This is a genomic window from Nonomuraea sp. NPDC047529 (genome assembly GCF_040642995.1).
Lineage (GTDB): Bacteria > Actinomycetota > Actinomycetes > Streptosporangiales > Streptosporangiaceae > Nonomuraea.
Window position 1 is genome coordinate 61,493 of sequence record NZ_JBEYTJ010000020.1, and the last position, 23,405, is coordinate 84,897.

The 23,405-nt window shown below is 72.5% G+C and carries 21 protein-coding genes; 10 read left to right on the top strand and 11 right to left on the bottom strand.

Annotated elements, in window-relative coordinates; all coding sequences use genetic code 11:
- Positions 1 to 8 precede the first annotated feature (8 nt).
- On the bottom strand, positions 9 to 725 hold the full coding sequence (locus tag ABZ815_RS28730) for a Crp/Fnr family transcriptional regulator (protein ID WP_357703210.1): 717 nt from the start codon (positions 723 to 725) through the stop codon (positions 9 to 11).
- Between the two features lie 179 nt (positions 726 to 904).
- On the opposite strand from ABZ815_RS28730, the gene ABZ815_RS28735 reads away from it, so the two are divergent.
- Positions 905 to 1,480: a sigma-70 family RNA polymerase sigma factor gene (locus ABZ815_RS28735; RefSeq protein WP_357703212.1), complete on the top strand. Its 576-nt coding sequence runs from the start codon at positions 905 to 907 to the stop codon at positions 1,478 to 1,480.
- 3 nt (positions 1,481 to 1,483) lie between these two features.
- On the opposite strand, the gene ABZ815_RS28740 is transcribed toward ABZ815_RS28735, so the two are convergent.
- Together ABZ815_RS28740 and ABZ815_RS28745 are read right to left on the bottom strand one after the other, a co-directional pair.
- Positions 1,484 to 2,746, bottom strand: a complete 1,263-nt coding sequence (locus tag ABZ815_RS28740) for a hypothetical protein (RefSeq protein WP_357703213.1) — start codon at positions 2,744 to 2,746, stop codon at positions 1,484 to 1,486.
- A 231-nt stretch (positions 2,747 to 2,977) separates the two neighbouring features.
- Positions 2,978 to 3,397, bottom strand: coding sequence for a hypothetical protein (locus ABZ815_RS28745; RefSeq protein WP_357703215.1), 420 nt, complete (start codon positions 3,395 to 3,397; stop codon positions 2,978 to 2,980).
- Between the two features lie 165 nt (positions 3,398 to 3,562).
- On the opposite strand from ABZ815_RS28745, the gene ABZ815_RS28750 reads away from it, so the two are divergent.
- Positions 3,563 to 4,219 carry a metal-dependent phosphohydrolase gene (locus tag ABZ815_RS28750; protein WP_357703217.1) on the top strand — a complete coding sequence of 219 codons (657 nt, stop codon included), beginning with the start codon at positions 3,563 to 3,565 and terminating at the stop codon, positions 4,217 to 4,219.
- On the opposite strand, the gene ABZ815_RS28755 is transcribed toward ABZ815_RS28750, so the two are convergent.
- Genes ABZ815_RS28755 through ABZ815_RS28765 form a run of 3 tightly spaced genes read right to left on the bottom strand, consistent with a single transcriptional unit; the run spans position 4,216 to position 6,428 of the window.
- Positions 4,216 to 4,485: a DUF4031 domain-containing protein gene (locus ABZ815_RS28755; RefSeq protein ID WP_357703219.1), complete on the bottom strand. Its 270-nt coding sequence runs from the start codon at positions 4,483 to 4,485 to the stop codon at positions 4,216 to 4,218. The two genes, ABZ815_RS28750 and ABZ815_RS28755, sit on opposite strands and share 4 nt — an antisense overlap.
- On the bottom strand, positions 4,482 to 5,240 hold the full coding sequence (locus tag ABZ815_RS28760) for an HAD family hydrolase (protein WP_357703221.1): 759 nt from the start codon (positions 5,238 to 5,240) through the stop codon (positions 4,482 to 4,484). Before ABZ815_RS28760 ends, ABZ815_RS28755 begins: the two co-directional genes overlap by 4 nt.
- Positions 5,241 to 5,258: 18 nt before the next feature.
- Positions 5,259 to 6,428, bottom strand: coding sequence for a cytochrome P450 (locus ABZ815_RS28765; protein WP_357703223.1), 1,170 nt, complete (start codon positions 6,426 to 6,428; stop codon positions 5,259 to 5,261).
- Between the two features lie 507 nt (positions 6,429 to 6,935).
- Here ABZ815_RS28765 and ABZ815_RS28770 point away from each other — a divergent pair.
- Entirely contained in the window at positions 6,936 to 8,171 is a 1,236-nt protein-coding gene (locus ABZ815_RS28770) for a hypothetical protein (protein ID WP_357703225.1), read from the top strand.
- An 11-nt stretch (positions 8,172 to 8,182) separates the two neighbouring features.
- Complete coding sequence (locus ABZ815_RS28775) at positions 8,183 to 8,881, top strand: DUF2786 domain-containing protein (protein WP_357703227.1); 699 nt, start codon at positions 8,183 to 8,185, stop codon at positions 8,879 to 8,881.
- Positions 8,882 to 8,891: 10 nt separating this feature from the next.
- Here the strand turns inward: ABZ815_RS28775 and pgm are convergent, their stop codons facing one another.
- Positions 8,892 to 10,520 (bottom strand): phosphoglucomutase (alpha-D-glucose-1,6-bisphosphate-dependent), encoded by a 1,629-nt coding sequence (gene pgm, locus ABZ815_RS28780; protein WP_357703228.1) that lies wholly within the window; start codon positions 10,518 to 10,520, stop codon positions 8,892 to 8,894.
- A gap of 99 nt (positions 10,521 to 10,619) precedes the next feature.
- On the opposite strand from pgm, the gene ABZ815_RS28785 reads away from it, so the two are divergent.
- The 3 genes from ABZ815_RS28785 (at position 10,620) to thrS (ending at position 14,181) form a co-directional block, all read left to right on the top strand.
- Positions 10,620 to 11,522 carry an LLM class F420-dependent oxidoreductase gene (locus tag ABZ815_RS28785; protein ID WP_357703230.1) on the top strand — a complete coding sequence of 301 codons (903 nt, stop codon included), beginning with the start codon at positions 10,620 to 10,622 and terminating at the stop codon, positions 11,520 to 11,522.
- 27 nt (positions 11,523 to 11,549) lie between these two features.
- Positions 11,550 to 12,155 (top strand): glycoside hydrolase family 25 protein, encoded by a 606-nt coding sequence (locus ABZ815_RS28790; RefSeq protein WP_357703232.1) that lies wholly within the window; start codon positions 11,550 to 11,552, stop codon positions 12,153 to 12,155.
- 64 nt (positions 12,156 to 12,219) lie between these two features.
- Entirely contained in the window at positions 12,220 to 14,181 is a 1,962-nt protein-coding gene (gene thrS / locus ABZ815_RS28795) for a threonine--tRNA ligase (protein WP_357703234.1), read from the top strand.
- Between the two features lie 104 nt (positions 14,182 to 14,285).
- On the opposite strand, the gene ABZ815_RS28800 is transcribed toward thrS, so the two are convergent.
- The gene (locus tag ABZ815_RS28800) at positions 14,286 to 15,008 is read right to left on the bottom strand and encodes a PIG-L deacetylase family protein (protein ID WP_357703236.1); all 723 of its coding nucleotides are present in this window, start codon (positions 15,006 to 15,008) and stop codon (positions 14,286 to 14,288) included.
- A gap of 130 nt (positions 15,009 to 15,138) precedes the next feature.
- Here ABZ815_RS28800 and ABZ815_RS28805 point away from each other — a divergent pair, with 130 nt between their 5' ends.
- Positions 15,139 to 15,684 carry an HIT domain-containing protein gene (locus tag ABZ815_RS28805; protein WP_357703238.1) on the top strand — a complete coding sequence of 182 codons (546 nt, stop codon included), beginning with the start codon at positions 15,139 to 15,141 and terminating at the stop codon, positions 15,682 to 15,684.
- A gap of 241 nt (positions 15,685 to 15,925) precedes the next feature.
- Positions 15,926 to 17,116 (top strand): MFS transporter, encoded by a 1,191-nt coding sequence (locus ABZ815_RS28810; protein WP_357703240.1) that lies wholly within the window; start codon positions 15,926 to 15,928, stop codon positions 17,114 to 17,116.
- Positions 17,117 to 17,143: 27 nt separating this feature from the next.
- Here ABZ815_RS28810 and ABZ815_RS28815 read toward each other — a convergent pair whose 3' ends face one another.
- Both ABZ815_RS28815 and ABZ815_RS28820 read right to left on the bottom strand, forming a co-directional pair.
- The gene (locus ABZ815_RS28815; RefSeq protein WP_357703242.1) at positions 17,144 to 19,243 is read right to left on the bottom strand and encodes a hypothetical protein; all 2,100 of its coding nucleotides are present in this window, start codon (positions 19,241 to 19,243) and stop codon (positions 17,144 to 17,146) included.
- A gap of 107 nt (positions 19,244 to 19,350) precedes the next feature.
- On the bottom strand, positions 19,351 to 20,250 hold the full coding sequence (locus ABZ815_RS28820; RefSeq protein ID WP_357703244.1) for a branched-chain amino acid transaminase: 900 nt from the start codon (positions 20,248 to 20,250) through the stop codon (positions 19,351 to 19,353).
- Between the two features lie 90 nt (positions 20,251 to 20,340).
- Between ABZ815_RS28820 and ABZ815_RS28825 the strand changes: the two genes are divergently transcribed.
- Entirely contained in the window at positions 20,341 to 21,666 is a 1,326-nt protein-coding gene (locus tag ABZ815_RS28825; protein WP_357703246.1) for a PLP-dependent aminotransferase family protein, read from the top strand.
- 160 nt (positions 21,667 to 21,826) lie between these two features.
- On the opposite strand, the gene ABZ815_RS28830 is transcribed toward ABZ815_RS28825, so the two are convergent.
- A complete protein-coding gene (locus tag ABZ815_RS28830) occupies positions 21,827 to 23,347 on the bottom strand; it encodes a family 10 glycosylhydrolase (RefSeq protein WP_357703248.1) in 1,521 nt (506 codons plus the stop codon).
- Positions 23,348 to 23,405: the final 58 nt, after the last annotated feature.

A 23,405-nucleotide genomic window follows, 5' to 3' on the forward strand; every position in this document is an offset into this window, starting at 1 on the left:
AGATCTGGTCAGAGGCCCCCGCGTTTGCGCAGTGCCTCGACGTCCAGCAGCGTGATGGTCCGCCCCTTGACGGCGATGAGGCCGCGGGCGGCGAGCGACTGCAGGGCCCGGTTGACCGCCGGCCGCGACGCGCCGATGAGCGCGGCGAGGTCGGACTGGGTCAGCCCCGGCATGTCCACGACCGGGCCCTGGGCCTGGCCGCGCCTGACCGACAGTTGCAGCAGCAGCTTGGCCAGGCGCCCGCCCAGGTCGAGGAAGGCCAGGTCGGCGGCCTGCCCGGTGAGCCGGCGCACCATCTGCCCGAGCATGCGCAGGAACTCGTCGGCGAGCCCGGGATGCTCCCGCATCAGCTCCAGCAGCCGCGCCCTGGGCAGCGCGAAGATCCAGCAGGGCCGCACGGCGATGATCGACGCCGAGCGCGGCGAGTCGTCCAGCAGCGCCATCTCGCCGAACGTCTCCGCGCGGCCCAGCATGTTGAGCACGATCTCGTCGCCGTGCTCGGTGGTGAAGACGACCTTCACCAGGCCGTCCAGCAGCACGTACAGGGACTCGCCCGGGTCGCCCTGATGCAGGATGATCTGCCCGTTGCGGTATCGGCGCGCCACCCCGGCGCGCACGGTGCCGGTGATCCCGGCCTCTCCGAGCACGCGGAACAGCGGAACCTCCGCCAGCACGGCGGCCACCGCCTGGACGTCGTGCGGAACCGCCCCGCTGCTGGCGCTCATGGAAGAACTTTAGGACGCGAACGCCGATCGGGCAGTAAGTGGTAAGCGATCTCCCGAATGTGACGAGCGCCACACCCGCACTGTGTCGTCCGCGACAGTGCGCGAGGACCGCCGGGAGCACCGTTGGGGGGCCGGCCGAACGAGGTTGACCCCCAAGGACCCCGGCCGGCGGGGAGACGATGATGCAGTTGGATACGTTGGAGCGCCGCGACACCGCCACTCTCGTGTCGGACGCCCAGGAGGGCGACGCCCAGGCGTGGGAGCGGCTGGTCGAGGAGTTCACGCCGATGCTGCGGTCCAGGATCCGGCGCTTCAGGCTCGGCCACGAGGACGCCCAGGACGTGCTCCAGACCACCTGGCTGCTGGCCTGGCAGAACCTCAAGCGCGTCGAGGACCCCCAGCGCATGCCCGGCTGGCTGGCCACGATCGCCTTCCGCGAGTGCCTGAAGCTGACCAGGCGCACCCGGGAGATCTGCACGCCCGATCTCGACACCCTCGGCAGCACGGACGACGTCGACAGGGAACTGGCCAGGATCTGGCTGGCCGGCACGCTGGAGGAGCTGGTCGAGGAGCTGCCCACGGCCCAGCGCGTGCTGTTTCGAGCACTCACGGAAACCTCCGAGCCGCACTACGTGGACGTCGCCCGCAGGCTGGGCCGCCCGGTCGGCAGCATCGGCCCCACCCGGGCCCGCTGCTTCGCCAAGCTGCGCGGCCTCCTGCAGGACCGCGAGATCACCAGGGACTTCCTGGACTGACTCCTACTTTCCTGACCGGTCAAGAGGGATCGCCTCCAGGAAGGGCTCGAAGTCGAAGCGCGCCATCTCGTAGGCGTCGGGATCGGTCTCCTCGGGGAAGGCGTAGACCTTGCGCCGCATCCCGGGGAGCAGCCGGCCGGCCGCGAGCGTCCCGGCGTCGTCGGGCACCGGCTCCGGCAGCGTGCCGCGGGCCGTCTCCGCCTCCAGGGCCGCGGTCAGCTCCGGGCCGAACGGCGGGTCGTACAGCGCGCCCACCCGCTGGTAGATGCGGAAGTAGCCGACGATGAAGCGCATGCGGTCGGGGTAGGACACCCAGTCGGCCACCCCGGCCGTGGCCTGCTCGACGTCGTCGGGGATGAACTCCTCGGTGAGCTTGCGCACCTTCTCGTTGCGGATCGGCCGCCAGGCGAGCGCCATGTCCACGCCCGGGGGCGGGGTGAGCGGCCGGCCGACCTTGATGTCGCTGAGCGGGGTGCGCACGGCGAACAGGTGGCGGGTGTACAGCGAGGACCACTTGGCCTCCAACACCCGCGTCAGCCACGGCTGGTCCTCGTGCCGGGCGCTGAACAGCGGGAAGCGGGGGAAGGGCCGCCGGGTCACCAGCGAGCGCAACGACCGCCACGACACCCGCGTCAGCCACCGCACCGGCCGGTACAGCACCAGCTCCAGAGCCTTCTGCGCGCGCTTCTGCTCGTACGCCGACAACGCCACGCTCGCCCCGAACATCAGCTCGGCCCGCTCGTCCGGGTCGGTGGACGCGTGCGCCTCGGTCAGCAGCAGGGCCGCGTCCCGCAGGTAGCGCTCGTCGGCCTCCTCCAGCAGCCCGGACAGGAACTCCGGCGGCATCGGCGTGTTCTCCGACTCCGGGCTCACCTTGACGTAGCAGTCGGGCGTGCCGTTCCACAGGTTGGCCGCCAGGCTCGCGGTCTCCAGGAAGATCGCCCGGTTGGCCAGCGCCAGCCCGAGCTGGTAGCTGGGGCCCAGCAGGGTCAGCAACGTGGCGCGGAACAGGCGGCGCAGGCGCGCGGGCACGTGCAGCCGGTCGCCGAAACCGGTCAGGAAGGGCGAGCCGGGGGTCAGGTCGAGGCTCTCGGCGATCGCCTTGGACGTCCATTTGGCGTAGCAGTACCAGTTGGTCGCGTCCTGGCCCAGGTGCTGGGCGAGGTCCCCGGCGACGCGGTGGTAGCCATGGGCGATGACCATGGCCTCCAGAGCAGGGTTCCTGTCCTTGCAGGCGGCGATGCGGAGCACGTCGTCAGCCGTCATCGGAGCGCCTGGCGCAAGCGCTTGTTCCACTTCGGACATGGGGTCTCCCGTCAGTGGTCCCCCCTGGGACCGTCGATCCTCACCGGGTCAGAGCGCACCCGGTGACGTGAGATACAGGGCGGCGGTCGCGCATTACCCCGTTCGACCGCCAGCCCGGAGCGTAGGGCGGGCGACTTGCGGTGTGCTTGCAGGGCGCCGGGCCGCCCCGGGAGGCGCCCGGGGCGGCGGCCGTCATTCCTTCACCGATATCTTGCTGATCACGACGAAGCCGCCGAGCGCCCCCGCGGAGCCGGCGGCCGTCGTCGTCGTGAGGTTGACCACCAGGTCATAGGTGCCGGGGCCGAGCTGGCCGCGCATCGGGACGGACGCGGTGTACCGTCCCGATCCAGGGGTGAACGTCATCTCCACAGGAGGCGTGGGGTGGCGGGTCTCACCACCTCCCAGCAGGTCGGCGATGATCTCCAAGTGCCACCGTCCCGCCAGCCAGTCGACCAACTCGCCGCCGACCTCCCAGCTCACGTCCACGGTCCAGCCCTCGCCGCATCTCACGACGTTCGTGGGCTGGGCGCCCGGGTCGACAACCTGGCCGTGCAGGACGCCGTTCAACTGCTCGGCCGGGACCTTCATCACCTGGAACTCACCGGTCGCCATGTCGCTGTCTCCTTTCCGGGGGGAATCAGGTCCCCGTACGGAGAGGCAGAGCGGTGGGACAGGCGGGTAAATACCGGGTGTATTCAAGGACACAAACGGGACCGCCGGGCGTCGTACGGCCGGCCGGAAACCCGGCGTCCCCGCCCCGGCCAGTACGGTGGGGACATGATCGACGACCGCCCGGCCGGGCCCTCCGGCACGTCGGCCAGGCTCGCCGCCGACTGGCTCGCGCTGGCGGGCGGCTCGCCGGCCGCGCGGGCCGCCGGCGCCGAGCTGATCGCCCGCTGGGCCGAACCCCACCGCCGCTACCACACCCTCGCCCACCTGGCCGCCGTGCTGGCCGCCGTCGACGACCTGGCAGGGGAGGCCGCCGACCCCGCCGCGGTGCGCCTGGCCGCCTGGTTCCACGACGCCGTCTACGACGGCAGGCCCGGCTGGGACGAGGAGCGCAGCGCCCAGCTCGCCCAGGCCCGCCTGCCACGCTGCGGGGTGCCGCCCGCCCGGGTCGCCGCGACCGCCCGGCTGGTCCGCCTGACCGCCGCCCACGACACGGTGGCCGCCGGCGACCGCGACGGGGCCGTGTTGTGCGACGCCGACCTGGCCGTGCTGGGCCGCCCCGGCTACGACGCCTACGCCGCCGACATCCGCCGCGAGTACGCGCACGTGCCCGACGACCTGTTCCGGCTGGGCCGCTCGCAGGTGCTGCGCAGGCTGCTGGCCGCGCCGCGGCTCTACCGTACGGACCGGGCCCGCGACCTGTGGGAGGAACGCGCCCGCGCCAACATGGACGCCGAGCTGGCCCGCCTGGACGCGGCGGGTTAGGGCGTGCGGCGCTTGCGGCGGCGCAGCCCGGCGGCGATCAGGCGGCGCAGCAGCTCCTGCGAGCCGACCGGCTCGGCGCCCAGCGACACCGCCCGCGCGTGCACGGTCTCCGGCACGTCGTAGTGGTCCCGGTCGAAGGCCCGGCCGGGCACCCCGAGCCGAGCCGCGAACGCGTGCAGCTCCTCCAGCGAGCTGTCGCTGACCAGGTGTGACCACATCAGGCCGCGCGGCCCCGGCCAGTTGGGGGGATCGATCAGAACCGTCACGCCCTCAAGGGTAGGACCCTGCCGCGCACGCCCAGCTCGCCCAGCTCGGGCACCACGACGTGGGCGCCGTGCCCGGTGAGCGCGGCGGCGTCGCCGGGACCGTCCCGGGTGACCGCGACCACCAGCCCGAAGCCGCCCTTGGCGCCCGCCTCGACGCCCGGCAGCGCCGCGTCCACCACGGCGGCCCTGGCGGCGGGCAGCGCCAGGCGGCGCACGGCCTCCAGGAACAGGGCGGGGTGCGGCTTGCCCGGCAGGTTCATCAGGGCCGCGTCGCCGCCGTCCACGACCAGGTCGAACAGGTGCGCCACGCCCGCGGCGGTCACCAGCCTGCGGCCGTGCAGGCTGGCCGAGACGGCGGCCGTGCGGGCGCCCCTGCGGCGCAGCTCGTGCAGCAGCGCCACGGTGGCGGGGAAGGCGGCCACGCCGTACTTGTCCACCTGCGCGATGAAGATCTGGTCCTTGGCCAGGCCGAGCCCGTGCACGGTGGGCGCGCCGGGCTCGTCGCCGGGATCGCCTTCGGGCACGTCGAGGCCACGGGAGGCGAGGAAGGTGCGGACGCCGTCGAGCCGCGGCCGGCCGTCGACGTGCCGGAGGTAGTCGTCACGGATGTCGAACGGCTGGGAGCGGCCGCGCAGGAAGGCGTCGAAGACGTGTTTCCAGGCGGCCGCGTGCCCGCGAGCGGTGTCGGTGACCACGCCGTCGGTGTCGAACACGACGGCGCCGATCGAGGCCAGGTCGATGACGGGCTCGTTCACACTGTGAACGTAACCGCTCTACCAGGCGACGGGTAGCTCCTTGACGCCGTAGACGATGGCCAGTTCCCGGAACGGCACCTCGCCCGAGACGTGCAGGTCCGGGAAGCGGCGCAGCAGGGCGGGGAAGGCGATGCGCATCTCCATCTGGGCGAGCGGCGCGCCGATGCAGCGGTGGATGCCGTGCCCGAAGGCCAGGTGCGAGCCGGCGGTCTCGCGGCCGGGACGCACCTCGTCCATGTCCGGGCCCAGTGAGGGGTCGCGGTTGGCGCCGGTCAGCGAGCACAGCACCATCTCGCCCTTCTTGATCGGCACACCGTGCAGCTCCAGGTCCTCGCGGGCGAAACGCGGGAAGGCCACCTGCACGACCGTCATGTAGCGCAGCAGCTCCTCGACCACGTCGTTGACGTAGCCGTCCACCTCGCGCACCTTGGCGGCCTGCTCCGGGTTGCGCATGAGCCACAGGGAGCCGAGCGCGAGCATGCTGGTGCTGGTGTCGTGGCCGCCGGTGAGCAGGCCGTCGGACATGCTGGCCAGCGTGCGGTCGTCGAGGTCGTCGCCGTGGTCGCGCAGGAGCTGGCCGAGCAGGCCCTCGCCGGGATCGCGCCGCTCGCGGGCGACCAGGTCCACCAGGTACGCCATCGCGTCGTTGATCGCCTGCAGGGACGCCTCGGGTCCGGCCGACAGGTCGAACCGGTCCTTGCTGATCTTGACGAAGTCGGCGCGCTCCTCGTACGGGACGCCGAGCAGCTCGCACACCACCAGCGACGGGATCGGCAGCGCGAAGTCCTCGACCAGGTCCGCGGGCGGGCCCTTGGCCTCGATGCGGTCCAGGTGCTCCTCCACCATCGCCTCGATGCGCGGCTCCAGCCGGCGCAGGCGGCGCATGGTGAACTCGGGCGTCAGGTACTTGCGCAGCCGCGTGTGCTCGGGCGGGTCGCGGAAGCCGAGGCCGCCGGGGTCCTCCTGGTTGGAGCCGAGGCCGGAGATGCCGGCGAAGTCGTTGCTGAAGCGCTCGTGGTCGCCGAGGACACCGCGCACGTCCTCCCAGCGGGTGACCAGGTGCACGGTCTGGTCGCCGGGGATCTTCATGGGGAAGACGGCGTGCTCGGCCCGGATGCGGCCGAGCTCGGCGACCGGGTCGAAGTCCTCGCGCATGAACTGGACGAAGGGGAACTCTGAGTCAGACATGGATATCCGTCCTGCTGGGATACATCACACTATGTTGGGATAAATCCCTCGGTAGATGGTCCCATCCGGACAGGCGACTGTTGCCCTCCGAAAGGACGAAATTGCCGCTCACCCTCACGTCCTACCTGGTCGCTCGCCCGGTCGTCCATCTGGCCACCCGTCCGGCCTTCTGATCGGCTGCCTCTCTCGTCGGTCGCTCGGCGCGGCCGGGGTGTGGCGCGTTCTTCGAGGGGCCCCGGGGGAGGGGGCGGCCGGGCCATGGCCCGGTGTCCCGCCGGTGAGAGCGCGGGGGCGGCGAGATCGCACGCTCACAATCCCCTCCTTTCACCTCATTGTGCGGCGCGGCGCAGGCCGCCGACTAGCCACAACCCCCTTCCGGTACGGCGTGTGTCACAGCAACCGGTGGGAGACAGGGGAAATCGGTGGCGTTTGGCGTACAAGGGGGCGACAGTCTGCGATGATCTCGTCGCAAGACAAGCTGGACTTGAGCCTCGCGGATAGTGACTGATGCCGACATTTGAGGAAATAGCAGCCTTCGTCGCCGAAAAGCCGTTCGCCACCGCCGTCATCGCCCTGCTGGGGCTGGCCGGGCTCGTGCTGGCGTTCTTGGTGCTCAGGATGGCCTGGCGGGCAGGCAGCTGGTTATTCGCCCGATACGTCGCCCCCCGTCCCGTCGAGGACGTGCTCACCGTCGTCGCCGCCTCCATCGCCACCGGCGTGTCCGCCCAGGGCATGTGGCGCTTCTCCGGCGACGTGCTGGGCCTCGACGGACCGCTCCGGCTGCTGCTGTTCGCCTTCATAGAGGTCGCCATCATCACCTCGGCCGTCCGCGCCCGCCGCAACATGCGGGAGAACTTCTCCGCCGGCATCGACGGCATCGCGGTCTGGGCGCTGACCTGCCTGACCGCCGTCCTGTCCAGCATGGACGCCCGCAGCCTCCCCGAAGCCCTCTTCCGCCTGGCCGCCCCCCTGGTCGCCGCCTGGCTCTGGGAACGCGGCATGGCCATCGAACGCCACCGCATCCGCGGCACCGGCCGCATCAACTGGCGCCTGACCCCCGAACGCCTGCTCGTCCGCATGGGCCTGGCCGAGGTCAGCGACCGTACGGCCTCCGAGGTCGACGCCCACCGCCGGCTCACCCGCGTCGCCCTGGCCGCCAAGCGGGCCAAGGCCCTGCGCGACGGCGGCGGCTCCGAACGCAAGATGCGCGCCGCGCTGGCCAGGCTCGACAAGGCCATGGACCAGGCCGTCGAGCACACCGGCCTGGCCGTCGACCAGCAGCGTCAGGAAGCGCTGCTGGCCCAGATCGCCGCCCTGTACAACACCACCGCGCTCATCGACGCCGACCCGCGCGTGCCGTGGGAGCCCGAGGCCGACCACCGTCCCGTGCCCGCCCGCCCGGCGCTGCCGCCCGCGCTGGTGGAGCTCGTCGAGGACGACGACGAGGACGTCGAGGTGTTCGACGCCACCCCCCAGGTCGTCGACACCGCCCAGCGCGCCGCCCAGATCAGGGCCGCCCGCGAGTTCTGGGACCGGCAGATCGCCAAGCGCATCGTGCCGCGCTCGCTGGACATCGCCCAGGAGATCGGCGTCCCGCTGGCCACCGCGCGCGAGTATCGTGCCCTGTGGAAGCTGGAGCCGCAGGCACACGCCCTGATCGAGGCTCTGTACCAGCAGCACGGCATCGTCGACACCGGCGCCTTCCCGGCCATCGCCGACGACGGGCGGGTGCTGGCCAAGTAGGGGGAGCTCGGTTGCGGGAGCGCACGCTCGAACGCGTCAGGAAACTCCTGGCCAAGGCCGAACGCACGGACAACGAGCACGAGCGGGCCACCTTCCTGGCGGCGGCCTCCGCCCTGATGGCCAAGTACGGCATCGAGACCCTCCCGCCGCCCGGCACCCGCCAGACCCCCGGCGACCGGATCGTCACCCTGCCCGCCCCCTGGGCCAGGGAGAAGGCCCGCCTGGTCAGCCTGGTCGCCCAGGCCGTACGCTGCCGCCCGCTGCTGATCGGGCGCGGCGACGGCGGCCAGCGTGTGCACGTGTTCGGCTTCGCCGCCGACCTCGAACGCGCCGACGTGCTGGCCACGTCGCTGCTGCTGCAGATGGCCTCCGGCCTGGCCCGCGTGACGCCGCCGGGCGAGCTCGCCACCGCGCGGGCCTACCGGCGCTCGTGGCTGCTGGGGTTCACCGACGAGGTGTACCGGCTGCTGCGCGAGGCCGAGTCGCGCGCCGAGACCGAGGCCGAGGCGGCCGGGGCCGGCACCGCGCTGGTGCTGGCCGACCGCCGGGCCGAGGTGGACGTGGCGGTGGCCGCCCACTATCCGCGCATCCGCATGTCGGTCCCGACGACCAGCGGCACGGGCTACCGCGCGGGCGTGCTGGCGGGCCGGCACGCCGACCTCGGGCGCACCGGCATGCCCACCGCCACCGCCCGCGAGCTGCCCCGCTGAGGCGGCCGGGTCAGCCCAGGGCCGCCGAGACCAGCGAGCGGGCCTCCTCCTGCACCTTGGCCAGGTGGTCGGGCCCCTTGAAGGACTCGGCGTAGATCTTGTAGACGTCCTCGGTGCCCGACGGGCGGGCGGCGAACCAGGCGTTCTCGGTCGAGACCTTCACGCCGCCCAGCGCCGCGCCGTTGCCGGGGGCCGCGGTCTGCACCGCCGTGATCGGCTCGCCGGCCAGCGACGACGCCGTCACCTGGTCGGCCGACAGCTTGGCCAGCACCGCCTTCTCCTCGCGGGTGGCGGGCGCGTCGACCCGGGCGTAGGCGGGCTCGCCGAACCGCTCGGTCAGGCGGCGGTAGTGCGCGCTCGGCGACTCGCCGGTCACGGCCAGGATCTCCGAGGCCAGCAGGGCCAGGATGAGGCCGTCCTTGTCGGTGGACCAGGGCGAGCCGTCGCGCCGCAGGAACGAGGCCCCCGCGCTCTCCTCACCGCCGAACCCCAGCGAGCCGTCGAGCAGCCCGGGGACGAACCACTTGAAACCGACCGGCACTTCGTACAGGCGCCGCCCGAGCGAGGCGGCGACCCGGTCGATGACGCCGCTGCTCACCATCGTCTTGCCGACCCCGGCGTCGGCGGGCCAGCCGTCGCGGTGGGCGTACAGGTAGGAGATGGCGACGGCCAGGTAGTGGTTGGGGTTCATCAGGCCGTCGGGGGTGACGACGCCGTGGCGGTCGGCGTCGGCGTCGTTGCCGGTGGCGATGTCGTACCTGTCCCGCTGGGCGATCAGGGACGCCATCGCGTACGGCGAGGAGCAGTCCATGCGGATCTTGCCGTCCCAGTCGAGCGTCATGAACCGCCAGGTGGGGTCGACCAGCGGGTTGACCACGGTCAGGTCGAGGCGGTGGCGCTCGGCGATCTCGCCCCAGTAGGCCACGCTCGCCCCGCCCAGCGGGTCGGCCCCGATGCGCACCCCGGCCGATCTGATCGCGTCGAGGTCCACCACCGACGGCAGGTCGTCGACGTACGTGCCGAGGAAGTCGTAGCGGCCGGCCGCGTCGAGGGCCTTGGCGTAGGAGATCCGGGACACGCCCTTCATGCCGTCGGCGAGCAGCTGGTTGGCGCGGTCCTGGATCCAGGAGGTGGCGTCGGTGTCGGCGGGCCCGCCGTGCGGGGGGTTGTACTTGAAGCCGCCGTCGGAGGGCGGGTTGTGCGACGGCGTCACCACCACGCCGTCGGCGAGCCCCGACGTGCGGCCCCGGTTGTGCCGCAGGACGGCGTGCGAGACGGCGGGCGTCGGCGTGTAGCCGTCGCGCGCGTCGATCAGCACCTCGACGTCGTTGGCGGCGAACACCTCCAGCGCCGACACGCGGGCGGGCTCGGACAGCGCGTGCGTGTCGATGCCCAGGAACAGCGGCCCGTCGGTGCCCTGGGACGCGCGGTATTCGCAGATGGCCTGGCTGGTGGCCAGGATGTGGTCCTCGTTGAAGGCCGTCCGCAGCGACGACCCGCGATGGCCCGACGTGCCGAACGCCACCCGCTGCGCCACCTCGGCGGGGTCGGGATGCAGGGCGTAGTAGGAGGTCACCAGCCGGGCGACGTCGACCAGGTCGGCGGGCTGGGCGGGCTGTCCTGCGCGATCGTGCGTCATGAGGCCACTTTACAAATCCGTCCCCTTCGTACGGGTGAGCGCACCGGGCGGCGTGGGAAGATACAGGCGCGTCCGCCTCCAGAATGGAGTTCTGTTTCCATGCGTTTCGGATATTTCCTGAACGAACGGCAAGGGCCCGACCCGCTCGGCGCGCTCCGCGACGACATCGCCCAGGCGGCCGAGGACGGCTTCGCCTCCGCCTGGCTGTCCCACATCTTCGGCCTCGACGCCCTCACCGCCCTGGCCGTGGCCGGCAGTCAGGTGCCCGGCATCGAGCTCGGCACCTCCGTCGTGCCCACCTTCCCGCGACACCCGGCCGCCCTGGCCCAGCAGGCGATGACGGCCAACGCCGCGCTCGGCGGCCGGCTGGCGCTCGGCATCGGCCTGTCCCACCAGGTCGTCATCGAGCACATGTTCGGCCTCAGCTTCGAGCGGCCCTACCGCCACATGAAGGAGTACCTCGACGTGCTGCTCCCGGCGAGCCGGGGCGAGCAGGTCAAATCGGCGGGCGAGACGATCAGGGCCGACGTGCGGCTCACTACGCCGGGCGCGGGCTTCCCCGTGCTCATCGCCGCTCTCGGCCCGCGCATGCTGAAGCTCGCCGGCACGGTGGCCGACGGCACGGTCTTGTGGATGACCGGCCCGAGGACGGTGGCCGAGCACGTCGCCCCGACCATCACCGCCGCCGCCGCGGAGGCCGGCCGCCCGGCGCCGCGGATCGTCTGCGCGCTGCCCGTCTGCGTCACCGACGACCCCGCCGGCGCGGTCGAGCGCGCCAACGAGATCTTCGCCGTCTACGGCACGCTCCCCTCCTACCGCGCCATGCTCGACCGCGAGGGGGCCGCCGGGCCGGGCGACGTCGCGGTCGTCGGCGACGAGGAGTCCGTGCTCGCCCAGCTCCAGCGGCTGAGGGAGGCCGGGGTGACCGACTTCGTCGGCGCGACCTTCGCCGAGCGGGAACGCACCCGTGAGCTGCTCATCGGCGCGTCGAAGGGTTCATAGGGGGACATCTCAATAAACTCCGGCAAGATGAAGCGCTTGCTGCATGGCATAGACGTGTCGAACTGGCAGGGCTCCGTCGACTGGGCCGGCCACGCCGAGGCCGGAGTCTCCTTCGCCTTCGCCAAGGCCACCGAGGGCGGCGACTGGACCGACAGGTGGTTCGCCCGCAACTGGTCCGGCATGCGCGAGAGCTGGCTGGTGTGCGGCGCCTACCACTTCGCCCGGCCCAAGGGTGACCCGATCGAGCACGCCCGGCACTTCCTGGCGGTGCTCAGGTCGGCCGGCGGCCTGCGCAGGGGCGACCTGGTGGCGCTCGACCTGGAGACCGGCGACGGGCAGCGGCCCGAGCAGGTCGCCAGGTACGCGCGCCGCTGGTGCCACCACGTCGAGCGGCACGCCGGCCTGCGGCCCTTCATCTACACCTTCCACTGGTTCGCCCGCGCGGGGAACTGCGCCGGCCTGGCCGACTACCCGCTGTGGATCGCCTCCCCGGAGCGACCGCGCGGCGAGCCCCTCGTGCCGCCGCCGTGGCGCGACTGGACGATTCACCAATATGTCGGCAGCCCGCTCGACCGGAACGTCTTCCACGGCAGCCGCCAGGACCTGACAAGGCTGGGGTTTCACCCGCGATAGCATCGGTGTTCACCATCGAACCAGCCTCGGTGCCGGGCATCGAGCGCGATCCAAGGGAGACACCGTGTCAGCCGAGCTACGCATCACCCTCGCCGGAGCCGAGCGTGTGGTCGCGGCCGGCACGACGGCCGGTGAGGCGCTGGAGGCCGACGGCCGCACGGTCATCGCGGCCCGGGTCAACGGCGAGCCGCGCGACCTGGCCCACCCGCTGGCCCAGGACGACGTCGTCGAGCCGATCGAGGTCTCCAGCGAGGACGGCAGGGCCATCGTCCGACACTCCACCGCCCACGTCATGGCCCAGGCGGTGCAGGAGCTGTTCCCCGAGGCCAAGCTGGGCATCGGCCCGCCCGTGGAGAACGGCTTCTACTACGACTTCGACGTCAAGCAGGCGTTCAACCCCGACGACCTCAAGCGCGTCGAGAAGCGCATGCGGGAGATCGTCAAGCAGGGGCAGCTGTTCTCCCGCCGGGCCGTCAGCGACGACGAGGCGCGCGAGGAGCTGGCCGCCGAGCCGTACAAGCTGGAGCTGATCGGGCTCAAGGGCGGCGCGGCCGACGAGGAGAGCGTCGAGGTCGGGGCCGGGCAGCTCACGATCTACGACAACCTCGACCCCAAGAGCGGCGAGCTGTGCTGGAAGGACCTGTGCCGCGGGCCGCACGTGCCCTCCACCCGGTCGATCCCGGCGTTCAAGCTCATGCGCTCCGGCGGCGCCTACTGGCGCGGCAGCGAGAAGAACCCGCAGCTCCAGCGCATCTACGGCACCGCCTGGGAGTCCCGCGACAAGCAGGACGAATACCTGCGCATGCTGGAGGAGGCCGAGCGGCGCGACCACCGCAGGCTGGGCGCCGAGCTCGACCTGTTCTCCTTCCCCGACGAGCTGGGCTCGGGCCTGGCGGTCTTCCACCCCAAGGGCGGCGTGATCCGCAAGGTGATGGAGGACTACTCGCGGCGCAGGCACGAGGAGGCCGGCTACGAGTTCGTCAACACCCCGCACATCACCAAGGAGAACCTCTACCAGGTCTCGGGCCACCTCGACTGGTACAAGGACGGGATGTTCCCGCCCATGGAGCTGGAGGGTGCCCGCTACTACCTCAAGCCGATGAACTGCCCGATGCACAACCTGATCTTCAGGGCGCGCGGGCGGTCCTACCGCGAGCTGCCGCTGCGGCTGTTCGAGTTCGGCACGGTCTACCGCTACGAGAAGTCCGGCGTGGTCCACGGCCTGACCCGGGTGCGCGGCCTGACCCAGGACGACGCGCACATCTACTGCAGCCGCGAGCAGATGCGCGACGAGCTGACCTCGCTGCTGCGCTTCGTGCTCGAACTGCTGCGCGACTACGGCCTGGAGGACTTCTACCTGGAGCTGTCCACCAAGGACCCGGAGAAGTACGTCGGCTCCGACGAGGCGTGGGAGGAGGCCACCGCGACGCTGCGCGAGGTGGCCGAGGCGGAGAACCTCCACCTGGTGATGGACCCGGGCGGCGCGGCCTTCTACGGGCCGAAGATCTCCGTCCAGGTGCGCGACGCCATCGGCCGCACCTGGCAGATGTCCACCATCCAGCTCGACTTCAACCTGCCCGAGCTGTTCGACCTGCAGTACCAGGCGGCCGACGGCTCCCGGCAGCAGCCGGTCATGATCCACCGGGCGCTGTTCGGCTCGGTCGAGCGGTTCTTCGGCGTCCTGGTCGAGCACTACGCCGGGGCGTTCCCCGCGTGGCTGGCGCCGGTGCAGGTGGTCGGCATCCCGATCGCCGACGCCCACGTGCCCTACCTCCAGGACGTCGCCAAGCAGCTGCGCGCGCGGGGCATCAGGGTCGAGGTCGACGCGGCCGACGACCGCATGCAGAAGAAGATCCGCAACGCGCAGAAGGCGAAGGTCCCGTACATGCTGCTGGCCGGTGACGACGACATCGCCAACGGCGCGGTGTCCTTCCGTTACCGCAACGGCGAGCAGAAGAACGGCGTGCCCGTCGAGGAGGCCATCGCCGAGATCGTCAACGCCGTGGAGCAGCGCGTCCAGGTCTGATCCGCCGGGCCTGAGCCGTTCTCCGGGCGGCTCAGGCTCCCGCCGGGTCGCCCCGGGCGGGCACCGGGTCGCCTCCCGATGCGCCGCCGGGGTGCCCCTGGCCGCTAGCGGGGGAACAGGCGGAACGTGACCGCCGGGCGGCCGTCGAAGAGTTCGGCGGCCTCCCGCGCGGCGCCCTCGATCAGCTCGCGGGCGTAGACCTCCGGGTCCTGGTCGGTCAGGGCCTCGATGTAGGCGCGGTGCTCCAGCAGCGACCGCACGCCCCGCTCCAGCCCGTCGGTGACGTCCACGGCGTGGGTGGGGGAGTTGGAGCCGGCGACGGCGACCCAGCGGACGCCGTTCCAGGGGGCGGCGTCGGTGTCAGGAAATATCCAGCGATTTCCGGCGTCTCCGGCGGCGTCCAGCACGGCCCGGCCCACCGCCCGATGGTCCGGCGTGTTCCAGTACGTGCCGCCCCACGTGTCGTCGGGATTGAGGGTGATCACCAGCTCGGGGCGATGCCTGCGGATCGCGGCGGCGATGTCCCGCCTGAGCGCCGTGCCGTACTCGACGACCCCGTCGGCGTGGTCGAGGAACTCCACACCGGACACCCCGACCACGGCGGCGCTGGCCCGCTCCTCGCGCTCGCGCACCGGCCCGCACGCGGCGGGGTCGAGGGTGTCGATGCCCGCCTCGCCGCGGGTGGCCATCAGGTAGGAGACCTCGCGTCCGGCGTCGGTCCAGGTGGCGACGGCGGAGGCGCAGCCGTACTCCAGGTCGTCGGGGTGGGCCACGACGGCCAGGGCGCGCCGCCAGTCGGTGGGCATGGGTTCGAGTCGCTGTGCCATGTCCCCACCCTAGGGCCGCCGTGGACACCCGGGATCGCCGTGCAGTTCGGGGCCGGGGCGGCTGTACAAGCAGGGAGCGCCGTGCGAGGCCGGGGTCGCGCCGGGAGAGCGGCCCGTTGCCCGGGGTCCTATGCTGCTTGGTATGCACGATCAGGCAGGAGCCGGGGCGCCCGACAATTTCCAGCGGCTGTGGACCCCGCATCGCATGGCCTACATCAAGGGCGAGAACAAGCCGACGGGCACCGGGCCCGGCGACGGCTGCCCGTTCGACGAGATCCCTCGGATGAGCGACGAGGACGGCCTGATCGTGGCCAGGGGAGAGGTCGTCTACGCCGTGCTCAACCTCTACCCGTACAACTCCGGCCACCTGATGGTCGTGCCCTTCCGGCACGTGTCCGACTACGACGAGCTGACCCCGGCCGAGGTGGTGGAGCTGGGCGAGTTCACCCAGCGGTCGCTGCGCGCGCTGCGCAGGGCCAGCGGCGCGCAGGGCTTCAACGTGGGCATGAACCTGGGCCACGTCGCGGGCGCCGGTATCGCCGCCCACCTGCACCAGCACGTCGTGCCGAGGTGGGGCGGCGACACGAACTTCATGCCCGTGGTGGCCCAGACGAAGGTGCTGCCCCAGCTCCTGCACGACACCCGGCAACTGCTGGCCGACGCCTGGACGGACTAGGCACCGCCACCACCTGACACCGCCCCGCCGAGCGCCGACCTCGACGGGGCCCTAAGCGTGTCCGGTTTCGGGCGTGCTCGGCTTGAGCGCGCCCAGCTCGAAGCGTGCCCGGGTTGAGCGTCACCATACCCCGCCCCCGTGTCGCCACCCCTGGCGATCGGCCTTTTCTCCGGACGGTCCGATGTGCGGAATAACACCATACCCCCCTATGGTATTACCGGCACGACCGAAGGAGTCCGACATGCCACACGTGATCCGCAAGCCCGGCGTCCTCGGCGGGACCTCGCTCGCCGTCTTCCTCGCCGGCGTGCATTTCGTCAACGACGCCATCACCGCGATGCTCGGGGCCCTGCTGCCGACGTTGCAGGCGCGGTTCGGGCTGGGACCGGCCCTGCTGGCCGTGCTCGTCGCCGTCTACTCGATCTCGTCGTCGGTCACCCAGCCGTTCTTCGGCGCGATGGCCGAGGACCGCAGCCTGCGCGTGGTCGGGGCGACGGGCGTGCTCATGGCCTCGCTGTTCCTCAGCCTGATCGGCGTCGCGCCCGCGCTGACGGCGGTCTTCGCCCTGCTGGTCATCGGCGGCATGGGGGCGGCGGCGCTGCACCCCGTGGGCACGGCGGTGGCCGGTGGCCCCACCGTGCCGAATCGCACGCTGGGCGTGGGGTTGTTCACCGCCGGCGGGATGGCCGGGTTCGCCCTCGGGCCGGTGCTGATCCTCTCCGCGGTCTCGGCGTTCGGGGTCGAGGTCACGCCGTGGCTGATGGTTCCCGGCGTGCTGTTCGCCGTCCTGGTCTTCCTGCTGCTGCCCGACTGGGAGCCGCACGGCCGCCGTCCCCTGCGGACGCTCTTCCGGTTCCGGCTGCTGCGCGGTCCCATCGGCGGGCTCACCCTGGCCGCGACCCTGGCGAGCCTGGCCTTCGTGACCTTCACCAGCTCGATGCCCCTCTGGCTGGTCCGCGAGCACGGCGTGGCGGCCGACGCCGGGCTGCTCGGCTGGACGCTCGCCGTGTTCTCGCTGGCCGCGGGGCTCGGCGCGCTGCTCGGTGGTGTGCTCGCGCCGCGGGTCGGCCGTCGCCGCGTGCTGATCGGCTCGCTCGCCGCCGCGCCGGTGCCGTTGATCGCGATCGTCACGCTCGAACCGGGCGGCGTCCCCTACTTCCTCGCCGCCGCGCTCGCCGGAGCCCTCCTGTACGTCGGCAGCCCCGTCACCGTCGTCATCGCGCAGGACCTGGCGCCCGGCGAGCCGGCGAGCGCCGCGGGGATGGTTCTCGGGGTGTCCGCCGCGGCGGCGGGAGCGCTGTACGCGGCTCTGGGCTGGCTCCAGGAGGCCGCCGGGCTCGGCGTCGGCATGGTCACCGGTTTCGCGCTGGCCGTCCCCGCGGCACTGGTCGTCCTCGTGGTGCTGCGGCGTCACCCGCAGGCCGGACGCTGACCCGGCGCCCGGCCGGGGCGCGCTGACCTAGTCGGCCGCACGGGCCAGATGGGCGGCGGCGGGCGCCTCCGCCGGCTGTTCGCGGCCGAGCGCGCCGATGCCCGCCGCGAGCAGCAGCGGCACGGCCAGCGCCAGCGCCATCGACAACACCGCGGCCCCCGAGTCGTTGACCAGCATCCCGATCACCCCGCTGACCAGCGTGCCGATCAGACCGGCGCGCAGGGCGGGGGAGTGGCGGAACGCCGCCGGCACCACGCCCGCGCTGGCCTGCTCGGGCCGCATGATCGCGTAGACGAGGAAGGCCACGGCCGCGATCACGATGGGCATGAGGTTGGGGCTGAGCAGCGTGGCCAGCATGGCCTGGAGCTTGCGGAAGATCACCTCGAACGCCTCGCCGCTGATCACCTGACCCACGAACCGGCCCAGGTGCGTCTGCTCGTCGGGCGGACGCAGGTAGTTGAGCACGGCGAACGTCATCACGATCACCGCCCCGGCCACGCAGAACGCCCCCAGCTTCACGATCGACACCCGCTTACCGGCCACCAGCAGCGCGGTCACCGCGATACCCGGCACGAACGCGATCACCCCGCCGAAGTCGCTGCCCATGCCGGAGCCGCCCAGCACCATCGCGAACGCCCCGAGCACCACGATCGCGGCCACCCCTGGCCGCCCCGGCCACCGGTGGGCGATCACGGTGGTGGCCAGCAGCGTGCCGGTGGCCAGCAGCGCGAACGGGATGTTGCCCAGGCCGTAGTAGCGGGCCCCCACCTCGGCGCTGTAGCCCATGACGCTGTTGAGCTGCAACGTCGTGCCGGTCAGAAGGTCACCGGCGAGCGTGAGCGCGGTGAGGCCGGCCACCACGGCGAGCGGCCCGAGCGGACGGCGCCGCCAGGGCCCGCCGAAGGCCAGCGCCGTGACCACGACGACCCAGCCGAGCACCCCGGCGATCAGCTGCGGCAGGCTCGACCAGGGCAGCAGGTTGACCAGATAGCTGGAGACGGGCAGCGCGGCCAGCGCCACCGCGGCCAGGCGCACCGGCGACAGCCCCTTGCGCCGGCGCAGCAGCAGGAACGCGATCACGTAGAACAGCACCTGCAGCACCGCCACGACGGTGAAGTACACGCCCTTGATCGACCGGATGGCCTGCGCGGTCGAGTCGGCCCGGCTCAGCCGGTCGACCGTCGCGCCGGCCTCGCCCACCTGCAGCGGCACGCCGACGACCGTGGCCGGCGCCGGGACGCCGAGCCGGGCCAGCACGGTCGCGGTCAGGTCGGGCAGGATCGAGATGTCGGCGCGGCGGGTCGAGGCCGCGCCCAGCAGGTGCCCCTGCGCCCCCGGCTCGCGCAGCGCGGCCACCCGCAGGTGGGGCACGGAACCGTGGTCGGACAGGCCCGCGAGCAGCACCGTGGTGCCGGCAGGCAGGATCGACAGCAGCGCGCCGGCCTTGGCGTCGGCCAGCCGCAGCGCGTCGCGGCGCTCCTTGGGGCCGAGCTGCTCGGGCACCTTGGGCAGCTTGCCGCTGGTCAGGTAGGGGTGGACGAGGTCGTCGACGTCCATGGCGGTCATCGGGCACTGCTCCAGGTCGGCCGTGCTGACCTGGAGCGGGGAGGTGCGGTAGCGCTGCACCTCGCCCTGCCGGTCGGCCAGCGCGAGCGCGGCGCCGGGGCCGATCGCGATCGAGCACCGGCCCGCCGCCTTCAGCGCCTCGCCCAGGGTGCCGGCGTTGCGCTGCCCGGCCACGTCGATGAGGTAGCGGTAGTCGGGGATGACCGCGCCCGCGCCCCGGGTCTCGGGGGCCGGCGGCGCGCCGCAGGAGTAGCCGGCGGCCGACCTGGTGCCGGCCGACACCGTGAGCCAGCCGTCGTAGGGGCAGGTGATGTTGCTGACCGTGCGCACCGACAGCGAGCCGATCGCGCTGCCGCGCGTCAGCTCCCACAGGTTGGGGGCGTCGGCCTGGGTGACGTCGTCCCAGTGGAGGCCGGGGACGCCGATGAGCGCCACCCTGCCCGCCTCCCTGCCCGCCGCACTGCCCGCGTCACGGGCCGCCTCGGCGGCCGTGGCCGTGCCCTGCAGGCCGAGCAGTACGGAACCGGCCAGAACGGCCAGCGCCACGAGCGAACGCCTCACCCCGACGACCTCCAGCGATCGATGACGTCCGTGGCACGCTAGAGCACGTCGTGGTCCGGCGCCACCGGTTCCCCTACCTTCTCACGGGCGGGGAAGCACCCGGTGCCTCAGCCGCGCACGGGGGTGAGCCAGTGGCGGTAGCGGTCGTCGCGGCCGTGCACGGCGGCCTCGTAGGCGTCGGCCAGCTTGCCGGTGACCGGCCCGGGGCCGCCGAACTCGCAGTGGTCGACCGCGCTGACGTGCACGACCCCGGCCGCCGTGCCGCAGACGAAGATCTCGTCGGCCGTGTACAGGTCGGTGCGCAGCAGGTCCTGCCTGGTGACCGTGAGCCCCAGGTCGGCGGCCAGCCGGGCGACGGTGTCCTGCGTGATGCCCTCCAGCGCGCCGGCGTGCGGCGGAGGCGTGGTCAGGACGCCGTCGCGCACGACGAAGACGTTGGCGCCCGTGCACTCGCTGACGTTGCCGGCCGCGTTCAGCAGCACCGCCTCGTCGAAGCCCGCCTGCAGGGCCTCGGCCTTGGCCATCACCGAGTTCAGGTAGGGGCCGGTGGCCTTGGCCGCGGTCGGCGTCACCCGGTGGTCGTTGCGCTGCCACGAACTGGTCATCAACCGCACGCCCGCGTCGAGCAGCGCGCCCCACTCCCAGGACGCGATCGACACGACCGTCGGGCAACCGCGCGCCGCCACGCCCATCTCGCCGTAACCGCGGTGCGCCAGGTGGCGGATGTAGCACGAGGACTGGCCGTTGGCCGCGACCGTGGCCAGCGTGGCCGCGCGCAGTTCGTCCAGCGTGTACGGCAGCGGCATCCCGATGATCCGCGCGCTGCGCGCCAGCCGCCGCAGATGCTCGTCGAGCCGGAACACCGCCGGGCCGTCGGGCGTGTCGAAGGCCCTGGTGCCCTCCAGCACGGCGGTGCCGTAGTGCAGGGCGTGCGTCAGGACGTGCACACGGGCCTCACCCCAGGGCACCAGCTCGCCGTCCATCCAGATGTGCTCGGCTTCCCGCATCGTGCAGCTCCTCTCCGTAAATGGCCCCAAACAATCCCGATATGTAGGCCAATTCATTGATAAGTGGCACAGTAACGGGATAATAGTGGCGTGGGAAGAGAAGAGGACCTGGTCACCCTGCTCCGCGACCGGCTCCGGCTGCACGAGGGCACGGCCAGCCGCCGGCTGGCGGGCGCGCTGACCGACCTGGCCCAGACCGGCGCCATCACCGCGGGCACCCGCCTGCCGTCCGAGCGCGACCTGGCCCAGGCGGTCGGGCTCAGCCGCGGGACGGTCGCCGCCGCCTTCAACGCCCTGTGCGAGGAGGGCCTGTGCGAACGCCGGCACGGCAGCGGCACGTACGTGCTGGGCGTCCCGACGTTCGGCGGCCTGCTCCAGGGCGGCGCGGTGCTGGCCGACCTGTCCACCTCGGTCGTCCCCGACCCCTCGCACCTGGCCGTGCCCCCGCTGGACGCCGCCGCCCTGATGCGCGCGCCGAGCGGGCACGGCTACGACGCCATGGGCGACTCCCGGCTGCGCGCCGTGCTGGCCGCCCTGGACGGCGGGCCGCACCGCGAGATCCTGGTGACCTCGGGCGCCCAGCAGGGCATCGACCTGGCGGCCCGGGTGCTGCTGCGGCCCGGCGACCGCGTGCTGGTCGGCGACCCGGCCTACGGCGGAGCGCTCAGCGTGTTCCGGCGCGCGGGGGCCCACGCCGTGCCCGTGGACCTCGCCGTCCCGGACGCCGTGCGCGACGCGCTCGCCCGTCACCGCCCGGCCGCCGTGTACGCGCTGCCCGTGGACAACCCCACCGGCCGCCTGGCCGACCTGCGGCACGTGGCCGAGCTGGCCGCCGCGGCGGACGTCCCGCTGGTCGAGGACCGTACGCTCGCGCCCGTGGTGTTCGACGGCGCGCGGTCGCCCGAGCCGCTGGCCCTGGCCCATCCGCACGGCACGGTGACGGTCGGCTCGTTGTCGAAGGTGTTGTGGGGCGGACTGCGGGTGGGCTGGCTGACCGCGTCCGAGCCGCTGCTGGCCCGGCTGCTGGAGGCCAAGCTGGACGCCGACCTGGCCACCAGCGCCGTCTCCCAGCGGCTGGCCGCCGACCTGCTCGACGGCGACCCCGTCACGCCCTGGCTGGCCGAGCTGGCCCGCCGTCGCGACCACTTCACCGCCGCGCTGTCCGCGCGCCTGCCGTCGTGGACCTGGTCACGCCCCGAGGGGGGTCTGTCGGTGTGGGCGCGTCTGCCCGGCGCCGACACCGACAGGTTCGCCGCCGCCGCCCGCGAGCACGGCGTCGCGGTGGCCCCCGGCTCCCTGTTCTCCCCGGACGGCCGCCACCGCGACCGCCTGCGCCTCAGCTTCGCCCTGCCGCCCGCCCTCCTCGACCAGGCGGTGGCCGCCCTGGCCCGCGCGTGGGAACAGACGGGCCACTGAGCCACCGGGAACACGCCGACGCCACCCAGACCGGACGCTGAGCCGCCGGGAACGCCGACGCCACGCAGACCGGCTGTCGAGCCGCCGGTCGCCGGAAAACGACGACGCCACGCCCGCGGGCCGGGCGTGGCGTCGTGGAGCGCGCGTGGCGGGACGGGCCTCAGCCCTTGTCCACCTTGACCTTCACCGGCTTGCTCTCGTGGGTCTGCCGGTCGAGCGAGGTGATCAGGTACGTGCCCGGCTTGGCCGTGTACGACGTGCCCGTCACCACGGCCGCCAGGTTGCGGGCGTCGGTGGTGTGGCAGTCCTTGCCCGACTCCGGCACCCGGTACACCGCATACGCCCGAGCCCCCTTGGACGGCGTCCAGGACACGGTGGAGCCGCTCGCCTTGGCGTCGGCCGGCCTGTCGGGGGCCTCGCCGCCGCGGTCCTCCATGATCGGCAGCAGCGCCGGACGGCTGTAGTGCTCCTTGGCCACGCGGTCGATCGCGCCGAGCGGGTTGGTCAGGAGCTGCTTGGCGCTGAAGTAGATGTCGCCGTCGACCTCTTCGTAGCGCTGGTTCACCGTCAGGTGCGCCGACAGCTCGCCCGGGTTGGCCCAGGCCGCGTTGGTCCTGGTGCCGACCTGGTAGAGCGCCTGGCCGATGTAGAGCTGGACGTCGGTGTCCTCGACCGCGCCCGCCCACCATGACGTCAGCGCCTTGTAGTCGGCCGCCTTGAAGCCGCGCGGCCAGTAGAGCTGCGGGGCCACGTAGTCGACCGTGCCGGCCTTGATCCAGGCGCGGGCGTCGGCGTAGATCGAGTCGTAGGCGGACATGCCGGCCGTGGCGGACCCGTCGGGATCGTTGGACTTGTTGCGCCAGATCCCGAACGGGCTGATGCCGAACTTGACGTGGTTCTTCGTCTCGTGGACGGCCTCGTCGACCTTGGCCACGAGCTTGTTCACGTTCTCCCGGCGCCAGTCGGCCAGCTTCTGGCCCTTGCCGTACTTGGCGAAGGCCACCCTGTCGTCGAACGTGCCCCCGCCGCCCGGGTAGGGGTAGAAGTAGTCGTCGAAGTGCACGCCGTCGATGTCGTAGCGGCTGACCACGTCGGTGATGACCTTGGTGACGTGCTCGCGCACCTGCGGCAGGCCCGGGTTGTAGTAGAGGCCGCCGCCGTACTTGACCGTCCAGTCGCGGTGCTGCTTGGCCGGGTGGTTCGCCGGCAGCTTGGACAGGTCGGCGTTCTCGGCCGCGCGGTAGGGGTTGAACCAGGCGTGGAACTCGAGGTTGCGCTTGTGGGCCTCGTCGATGAGGAACGGCAGCGGGTCCCAGCCCGGGTCCTTGCCCGCGGTGCCCGTCAGGTACTGGGACCAGGGCTCCAGCGAGGAGCGGTAGAGCGCGTCGGACGCGGGCCGGACCTGGACGAAGACGGCGTTGAGATTGCGCTTGACCGCGCTGTCGAGGATCTTGACGTACTCGGCCTGCTGGCGGGCCTGGCCGAGGCCGGCGCGCGAGGGCCAGTCGATGTTCTTGACGGTCGCGATCCACACCCCGCGCAACTGGCGCTTGGGATACCGGGCGTCGGGCTTGCAGGCCGCCGTCACCTCGGCGGGAGCGGTGGTGGTCGTCGTCTTCTTGGTCGCTGCGGGGCTCGGGGTGGCGCCGGGGCCGAACACGTAGGCGGCGCCGGTGGTCACGACCGCGAGGGCTGCAGCGGCTAGGAGTGGGCGTCCAGTTCGCATAGTGCAACCCAGT